Genomic DNA, 7,724 nt, shown 5'->3' with positions numbered 1-7,724 from the left:
GGGTCTCGGGGATCGGCCTGCGCCCGCGCGGGCTGACTCTCGGCACCGACGGGATTCGCCCCGGCGATGCGGTGCTGGTCAGCGGACCGGTAGGGGACCATGGCATTGCCGTGATGTTGGCCCGCGAAGAGTTCGGCCTGAGCGGCACGCTGGCCTCCGACAGCGCCAGCGTGCTGCCCCTGACCCGGGCACTGCTGGGAATGTCCGGTCTGCGCTTCATGCGCGACCCGACCCGCGGCGGCCTGGCGACCGTGCTCCACGAGGTCATCCACGCCACAGGCCAGGGGGTGACCCTCGAGGAGGAGCGGCTGCCGATCCGCGGCAGCGTCCGCAGCGCCTGCGACATGCTGGGCTACGACCCGCTCTATATCGCCTGCGAGGGGCGGGTGGTCGCCATCGTGGCCGAGGACCAGGCCGATGACGCCCTGCGACGCTGGCAAACCTTGCCAGAGGGACGAGGGGCGCAGCGAATCGGCACGGTCGATCCGGATCACGACCGGCTGCTGCTGGTCAACGCGTGGGGCGGCGAGCGCCTGCTGCAGGAGCTCGAGGACGACCCCCTGCCCCGCATCTGCTGAAACAGGCCGGCGCCGGCGCGCCGGTCACCCTGACGACGATTGCACGGGACATGGCACCATGAAGGTACGGCACTTCCTGGCAAGGGACCGCTTCCAGACCCTCCTCGACCGCCTGGTGGAGGCGGGCTATGACGTCATCGGCCCCCGGGTGCGCGATCACGCCATCCTCTTCGAGCCCCTCTCGCGGGTGGAGCAGCTTCCCGAGGGGATCACCGACGACCAGGCGCCCGGCCACTACCGGCTCGAGCACTCCGACAGCGGGCGCTTCTTCGACTGGGCCACGGGCCCCCAGGCGATCAAGCCGCTGACCTTCGCGCCCCGCGAGACGCTGTGGCGGAGCGAGCGGCAGCCCGACGGCCGGCTGGTCTTCCGCGAGCAGCCCCCCGAGGCCCAGCCGACGGCGGTCATCGGTGTGCGCGCCTGCGACCTCGCGGCGCTGTCGATCCATGACCGCCACTTCCTGAACGACGCCCGCCCCGACCCGCACTACCGGGAGCGGCGCCGGAACCTCTTCCTGGTCGCCGTCAACTGCATGCGCTCCGCCGCCACCTGCTTCTGCACCGCCACCGGGGACGGCCCCCGGGTCCAGCACGGCTACGACCTGGCCCTCTCCGAGCTCGACGACGGCTTCGTGGTGGAGGCCCACACTCAGGAGGGCCAGGCGATCCTCGACGCCCTGGAGACAACCCCGGCCACCCATGACCAGCTCGAGCAGATGGAGGCCGGCATCGAGCGAGCCACCCGCCAGCAGACGCGCCGGCTGCCCGAGGGCTCGCTGCCGGACATGCTGCAGGCCGCCGTCGAACACCCGCACTGGCAGAGCCTGAACGACCGCTGCCTGACCTGCGGCAACTGCACAGCGGTCTGCCCCACCTGCTTCTGCCAGACCCACGTCGACGAGCTCTCGCTGGACGGGAAGACGTCCGAGCACGGCCGGCAGTGGGGCAGCTGCTTCGACCCCGACCACAGCTACATCCACGGCACCGTCATCCGCGCCGAGCGGCCCCAGCGCTATCGCCAGTGGCTGACCCACAAGTTCGGCACCTGGGTGGAGCAGTACGGCCGCAGCGGCTGCGTGGGCTGCGGCCGCTGCATCGCCTGGTGCCCGGTGGGCATCGATGTGATCGAGGAACTGGCCGCGCTCTCCAAAGCGCCCGATGAGGTGCCGCCCGGAGCGCCCGACGACGCATCCGCCCTGGCGACGAATGCGGCGCCCGCCAAGGCGTCCGGGAACGCGTCCCCCGCTCGACCCACCGATGGGGAGGACACGCCATGACCGGCCCGCTGGTGCCCTTCGAGGCCGAGGTCGTCGGCTGCAAGGACGAGACCCCGGACATGTTCAGCCTGCAGCTGCGCTTCACCGACCCCGAGGTGCAGGCCGCCTATCGCTTCTCGATGGGCCAGTTCAACATGCTCTACCTGCCGGGCATGGGCGAGGTGCCGATCTCCATCGTCTCCGACCCCGACGAGCGGGAGATGATCGACCACACCATCCGCAAGGTCGGCTCGGTCACCCGCAACCTCGGGCAGTTGAGGGTCGGCGACCGCCTCGGCCTGCGCGGTCCCTACGGCCGCGGCTGGCCCACGGAGGAGGCCGAGGGCACCGACCTGGTGATCGTCACCGGGGGGCTCGGCTGCGCCCCGTCCGTCTCGCTGATCGAGTACGTCCTGCACCGTCGGGGGCGCTATGGCCGACTGCACATCATCCAGGGGGTCAAGCACTCCAACGACCTGATCTGGCGCGAGCGCTACGACGCCTGGCGACAGCACCCGGACGTCGAGGTCTACCTGACCGCCGATACCGGCGACACCCTCTGGCCCTGGCATGTCGGCCCGGTGACCCAGTTCTTCGACCGCATCGACTTCGACCCGGCGCGCTGCTCGGTCTTCATCTGCGGACCGGAGGGCATGATGCGCGCGGTGATCAAGGCGATGCGACAGCGCCAGGTGCCGGAAGAACGGATCTGGCTCAGCATGGAACGCAACATGCACTGCGCCATCGGCTCCTGCGGCCGCTGCCAGCTGGGCCCCAAGTTCGTGTGCCGTGACGGTCCGGTCTTCACCTGCCGGGAACTGGCGCCCTACCTGTCACACAGGGGAGTCTGACCATGACCATCGAGACCCGCCGCGCGCGCATCGCCGTGCACAAGTTCAGCTCCTGCGACGGCTGCCAGCTGGCCTTCCTCAACCTGGGCGAGCCCCTGCTGGCCCTGGCCGAGACGGTCGACATCCTGCATTTCGCCGAGGCCGGCCCCATCGACGAGGAGGCCGAGGTCGACATCGCCTTCGTCGAGGGCAGCGTGGCCACCTCCCAGGACGCCGCGCGCCTGCGCGGCATCCGGCAGCGCAGTCGCTACCTGGTCACCATCGGCGCCTGCGCCACCGCCGGCGGCATCCAGGCACTGCGCAACCTCCATGACGCCGACGAGTGGGTGTCCGGGGTCTATGCCCAGCCCAAGCATATCGACCTGCTCGCCGACTCGACCCCCATCGCCGAGACCGTCAAGGTCGACCTGGAGCTCTGGGGCTGTCCCGTCAGCGGCGAACAGGTGCTCGGCGCCACCAAGGCGATGCTGGCTGGCCACCTGCCCCGGGTCGACCACAGCGCGGTGTGCATGGAGTGCAAGCGCCAGCAGGCGGTGTGCGTCATGGTCTCCCAGGGCAGGCCATGCATGGGCCCGGTCACCAGCACCGGCTGCGGGGCGATCTGCCCGCGTTGGCAGCGCGACTGCTACGCCTGCTACGGGCCCGCCGTCCAGGCCAACGTCTCGGCACTGGCCACCCACCTGGCAGATACCGGCATGCCGGCCGACGAGGTCGCCCGGCGCCTGCTGTTCATCAACGGCCATGCCGAGCCGTTCCGGGACGCGGGCCTGGACTGGCAGGCACGGGTCATCCAGCGTCAGGGCCGCGAGGAGGAACAGGAATGAGTCACACCACGCGAACCGGCGAGATCCATGTGCCCATCCTGGCGCGGGTCGAGGGTGAGGGCGCCCTGGACATCCGCATCGCGGCCGGCCGCATCGAGGCGCTGAAGCTGCGCATCTTCGAGCCGCCCCGTCTGTTCGAGAAGCTGCTCGAGGGGCGTAGCACCCAGGACGTGATCGACAGTGTGGCCCGCATCTGCGGCATCTGCCCGGTGGCCTACCAGATGAGCGCGGTGGCGGCGATCGAGTCGATCCTCGGCGTCACGCCGAGCCCCTGGGTGGAGGCGATGCGCCGGGTGATGTACTGCGGCGAGTGGCTTCAGAGCCACAGCCTGCACATCCACCTGCTGGCTGCCCCCGACTTCCTGGGGTACGACAGTGCCCCGGCGATGGCCAAGGACCATCCGGACGAGGTCCGCCGCGGCCTGCGGCTCCAGGGGCTCGGCAACGAGATCATCCGCACCTTCGGCGGCCGCTCGGTGCACCCGGTCGGCATCTGTCCGGGCGGCTTCTTCCATGCCCCCGATGCGGTGACCATGCAGCGCCTGCGAGAGCAGCTGGCGAAAGGCCTCGAGGAGACCCGCGACCTGATCGCCTGGACGGCCGGACTCCCCATCCCCGAGGACGACCAGGACTTCGTCTCGGTGTCGCTGCGCCATCCCAGTGACTACCCCATCACCGCGGGCCGGATCGTCTCCGACCAGGGGCTCGAGCTCGACCCGGCCGACTTCGAGCAGCGCTTCCGGGAGTTCCAGGTCCCCCACTCGACGGCCCTGCATGCCCAGCTCGACGACCACCCCTACCTGGTCGGCCCGCTGGCCCGGCTCAACAACAACCTCGACCGGCTGCCCGCCGACCTGAGGCAGCTGCTGGACGACTGCGGCATGGCCTTCCCCAGTCGCAACATGTTCCACAGCATCGTGGCCCGGGCGGTGGAGATGCATGTGGCCCTGGCCGAGGCGCTGCGCCTCACCGAGGATTATGACCCCGCCGCCGAGCCCCGTGTCGAGGTGCCGACCCGGGCCGGCGTCGGCGTCGGGTGCACCGAGGCCCCCCGCGGCATCCTCTGGCATCGCTACGCGCTCGACGAGCAGGCCCGGGTCGTGGAGGCCCGGATCGTCCCGCCAACTAGCCAGAACCAGGCGCGGATGGAGGAGGACCTCGTGACCAGCCTCACGCGGTTCGGCCTGGAGCGCGACGACGACGCCCTGCGGCTGCACGGCGAGATGGTGATCCGTAACTACGACCCCTGCATCTCCTGCGCGACCCACTTCCTGGACTTCCATGCCACACGGGAATAAGCCATTCGGGAATGAGCCATGCGGAACCGGGCAGGACATGGCTGCTCCCCGGCCGGACGGGATCGACGACCGGACGGCGAGCCATGCCTACCTCTTCGGGCTCGGCTCGCCCCATGGCGGGGACCGGCTCGGCTGGCTCGCCGCCGACAGTCTGCGCGATGCGCTGGCCGACCGCGACGATGTCAGCGTCGACTGCCTCGCCCAGCCCGTCGACCTCTTCCTCCATGCGGTGACGGCGGACGACCGCCTGCTGCTGGTCGATGCCATGCGGGACCAGGGCTCGCCCGGCACCCTCAGGGTCTTTGCGCCGGGGGAGCTCCCCGAAACCGCCGCGTCCCTCTCCTCCCATGGCCTCGACCTGGCGGGCACCCTGGCGCTGGTCGAGGCCCTCGGGCTCTTCCGGGGGGGCATCCGGATCATCGGCATCGAGATGCCGGCGGGCGCCGCACCCGACGCGCCACCGCCGCGGCTCGACGCCGCCCAGGCCCGGCGACTCCACGAGGCAGTCATTGGCTGGCTCGACGCCGGCTAGACGCCCCGGCCCTCGTCCTCGAGCCGTGTCAATGGCAGCGGGCCGTGCTCCTTGACGGTCTGGATCGCGAAGTTGCTGCGGATGTCGCTGACGCCCGGCAGGCGCAGCAGGGTTCCGGTCAGGAAGTGCTCATAGGCCGCCAGGTCCGCGACCACCACCTGCAGCAGGAAGTCCGACTCCCCCGACACCAGGTGAGCGGAGACCACCTCCGGCAGCGCCACGACCGCCTCGCGGAAGGCGTTGGCCTGAGCCTCGTGGTGGCGCTCCACCTTGATGCCGACGAAAACGGTGAGGCCGAGGCCCACCCCACCGCGGTCCAGCTCGGCGTGGTAGCCGCGAATCAGCCCCGCCGCCTCCAGCTGGCGCACCCGGCGCAGGCAGGGCGAGGGCGATAGGCTCACCTCCTCGGCCAGCTGGACGTTGGTCAGCCGGGCATCGCGCTGCAGCGCCGCCAGGATGCGGCGGTCGATATCATCAAGTCGATATATTGGCATGAAATTTCACCTCTTCCTCTCTTACTAGCATCTTATGCTAACTGTAGTCGCCTTTCTGGCCGATTTCGCAAGGACCTGCCGGCGCCCGGGGGGCTAGACTGGCAGCGTTCCAGGCGGATGTTTTACAACGGAGGGAGGCGAACCATGGAGCTGTGGCTGTTCATCGGTGCCCTGGCGGCGATCTACCTGCTGCCCGGCCCCGACATGATTCTGGTGCTGCAGACCGGCAGCCAGCAGGGGCACTCCCGTGCGCTGGCGACTGCGGCGGGACTGGCCGTGGCGCGCGGCCTGCACGTGGCCCTGGCGGCCCTGGGGCTGGCCACGTTGTTCACCACTGCGCCCTGGACCTTCGATGCGGTGCGCTATGCGGGGGGGGGCTACCTGGCCTGGATTGGCCTGCAGCTGTTCCGTTCGCCCGGTGCCACGGCGGAGATCGACGCGGGCCGGATGGGCCTCCTCGCCGCCGGTCACCGCCGCGCCTTGCGCCGTGGCCTGCTGACCAACCTGCTCAACCCCAAGTCACTGCTGTTCTGCTCGGTGCTGCTTCCACAATTCGTGCGTCCCGGCGAGGGTCCCGTACTGCTGCAGTTCGCCCTGCTGGGCGGCCTGCTGGTGGGCATCGGTCTGCTGTTCGATGTCGGCTACGCCACCCTGGGGGCCGCACTGCAACGCTGGTTCGCCGGCAGCCCGCTGAGGGCGCGCCTCCAGCGCTGGACCTTCGGCTCCCTCATGATCGGCTTCGCCCTGCGTCTGGCCGCCTGAGGGGCCGGCGGCCTTGTCCTGCGTCAAGACACCACCGTTGTATCCCGGCGCCCCATCCCTACCCTGTGCCATAGTGGAGCCATGCACACCGACGTGCCCGCCAATGTCCAATGAGAGGAGAGCCCGATGCAGGAACGTGAGGTCGATATCGCCATCATCGGCGCCGGCAGTGCCGGCCTGAGCGCCTGGCACGCCGCCCGCAAGCACAGCGACAACGTGCTGCTGATCGAGGGCGGGGCCTTTGGCACCACCTGTGCTCGGGTCGGCTGCATGCCCTCGAAGCTGTTGATCGCCGCCGCCGAATCCGCCCACCACGCCCGTGATGCCGGTGGCTTCGGCGTTCGGGTCGGCTCCGTGGAGGTGGACGGACGCGCCGTCATGGAACGTGTTCAGCGCGAGCGCGACGGCTTCGTGGGACGCGTGATGAAGACCGTGGCGCGCCTGGGTGAGGCCAACCGCCTCGAGGGTCATGCGCGCTTCGACGACCCGCACACCCTGGTCGTCGGCGACCATACTCGCGTGACAGCGCGCAACATCGTCATCGCCACCGGCTCGCGCGGCACCTGGCCGAGCTTATTCGAAGCGGCCGGCGACCGGCTGGTGGTCAACGACGATGTCTTCGAGTGGAACGACCTGCCCGAGTCGGTCGCCGTGTTCGGCCCGGGGGTGATCGGCCTGGAGCTCGGCCAGGCGCTGCATCGGCTCGGCGTGCGCCTGCGGGTCTTCGGCGTCGGTGGCGCCCTGGGTCCCTTCCAGGATGAGGCCGTAAGGGACTACGCCGACCGCACCTTCAACGAGGAATTCTACGTCGACCCTGATGCCAAGGTGGAGCGTATCGAGCGCGACGGCGACGCCGTGGTGATCACCTTCCTCGAGCGCGATACCGGCAAACAGCTCACCGAGCGCTTCGATTACCTGCTCGCGGCCACCGGCCGGCGCCCCAACGTCGACCGGCTCGACCTGGAGAAGGCCGGCCTGGCCGTCGACGACAAGGGCGTGCCCCACTACAACCGCTTCACCCTGCAGTGCCGCAACGCCGACGACAGCCCCAGCCATATCTTCATCGCCGGCGATGCCAACCAGGAGCTGCCGCTGCTGCACGTGGCCAATACCGAGGGGCGGATCGCCGG

The 7,724-nt window shown here is 70.0% G+C and carries 9 protein-coding genes; 8 read left to right on the top strand and 1 reads right to left on the bottom strand.

What is annotated here, in order from left to right; all coding sequences use genetic code 11:
- The 6 genes from RI841_RS12415 to RI841_RS12390 form a co-directional block, all read left to right on the top strand.
- On the top strand, window positions 1-578 hold a 578-nt coding region (locus tag RI841_RS12415), incomplete at its 5' end, for an AIR synthase-related protein (protein ID WP_310705918.1).
- A gap of 58 nt (window positions 579-636) precedes the next feature.
- On the top strand, window positions 637-1,854 hold the full coding sequence (locus tag RI841_RS12410; protein ID WP_310705917.1) for a 4Fe-4S dicluster domain-containing protein: 1,218 nt from the start codon (window positions 637-639) through the stop codon (window positions 1,852-1,854).
- The gene (locus tag RI841_RS12405; RefSeq protein WP_310705916.1) at window positions 1,851-2,684 is read left to right on the top strand and encodes an FAD/NAD(P)-binding protein; all 834 of its coding nucleotides are present in this window, start codon (window positions 1,851-1,853) and stop codon (window positions 2,682-2,684) included. The genes RI841_RS12410 and RI841_RS12405 overlap by 4 nt, the downstream gene beginning before the upstream one ends.
- A gap of 2 nt (window positions 2,685-2,686) precedes the next feature.
- Window positions 2,687-3,508, top strand: a complete 822-nt coding sequence (locus tag RI841_RS12400; protein ID WP_310705915.1) for a sulfhydrogenase subunit delta — start codon at window positions 2,687-2,689, stop codon at window positions 3,506-3,508.
- A complete protein-coding gene (locus RI841_RS12395; RefSeq protein WP_310705914.1) occupies window positions 3,505-4,806 on the top strand; it encodes a Ni/Fe hydrogenase subunit alpha in 1,302 nt (433 codons plus the stop codon). The genes RI841_RS12400 and RI841_RS12395 overlap by 4 nt, the downstream gene beginning before the upstream one ends.
- 37 nt (window positions 4,807-4,843) lie before the next feature.
- The gene (locus RI841_RS12390; RefSeq protein ID WP_310705913.1) at window positions 4,844-5,338 is read left to right on the top strand and encodes a hydrogenase maturation protease; all 495 of its coding nucleotides are present in this window, start codon (window positions 4,844-4,846) and stop codon (window positions 5,336-5,338) included.
- Here the strand turns inward: RI841_RS12390 and RI841_RS12385 are convergent.
- Window positions 5,335-5,832, bottom strand: a complete 498-nt coding sequence (locus RI841_RS12385) for an Lrp/AsnC family transcriptional regulator (RefSeq protein WP_310705912.1) — start codon at window positions 5,830-5,832, stop codon at window positions 5,335-5,337. The two genes, RI841_RS12390 and RI841_RS12385, sit on opposite strands and share 4 nt — an antisense overlap.
- A gap of 144 nt (window positions 5,833-5,976) precedes the next feature.
- Between RI841_RS12385 and RI841_RS12380 the strand changes: the two genes are divergently transcribed.
- Window positions 5,977-6,594: a LysE family translocator gene (locus tag RI841_RS12380; RefSeq protein ID WP_310705911.1), complete on the top strand. Its 618-nt coding sequence runs from the start codon at window positions 5,977-5,979 to the stop codon at window positions 6,592-6,594.
- 126 nt (window positions 6,595-6,720) lie between these two features.
- On the top strand, window positions 6,721-7,724 hold a 1,004-nt coding region (locus tag RI841_RS12375), incomplete at its 3' end, for a dihydrolipoyl dehydrogenase (protein WP_310705910.1).

Source organism: Halomonas sp., assembly GCF_031581305.1.
Taxonomy (GTDB): Bacteria; Pseudomonadota; Gammaproteobacteria; order Pseudomonadales; family Halomonadaceae; genus Halomonas.
This window is presented reverse-complemented; position numbering and strand designations above follow the sequence as displayed.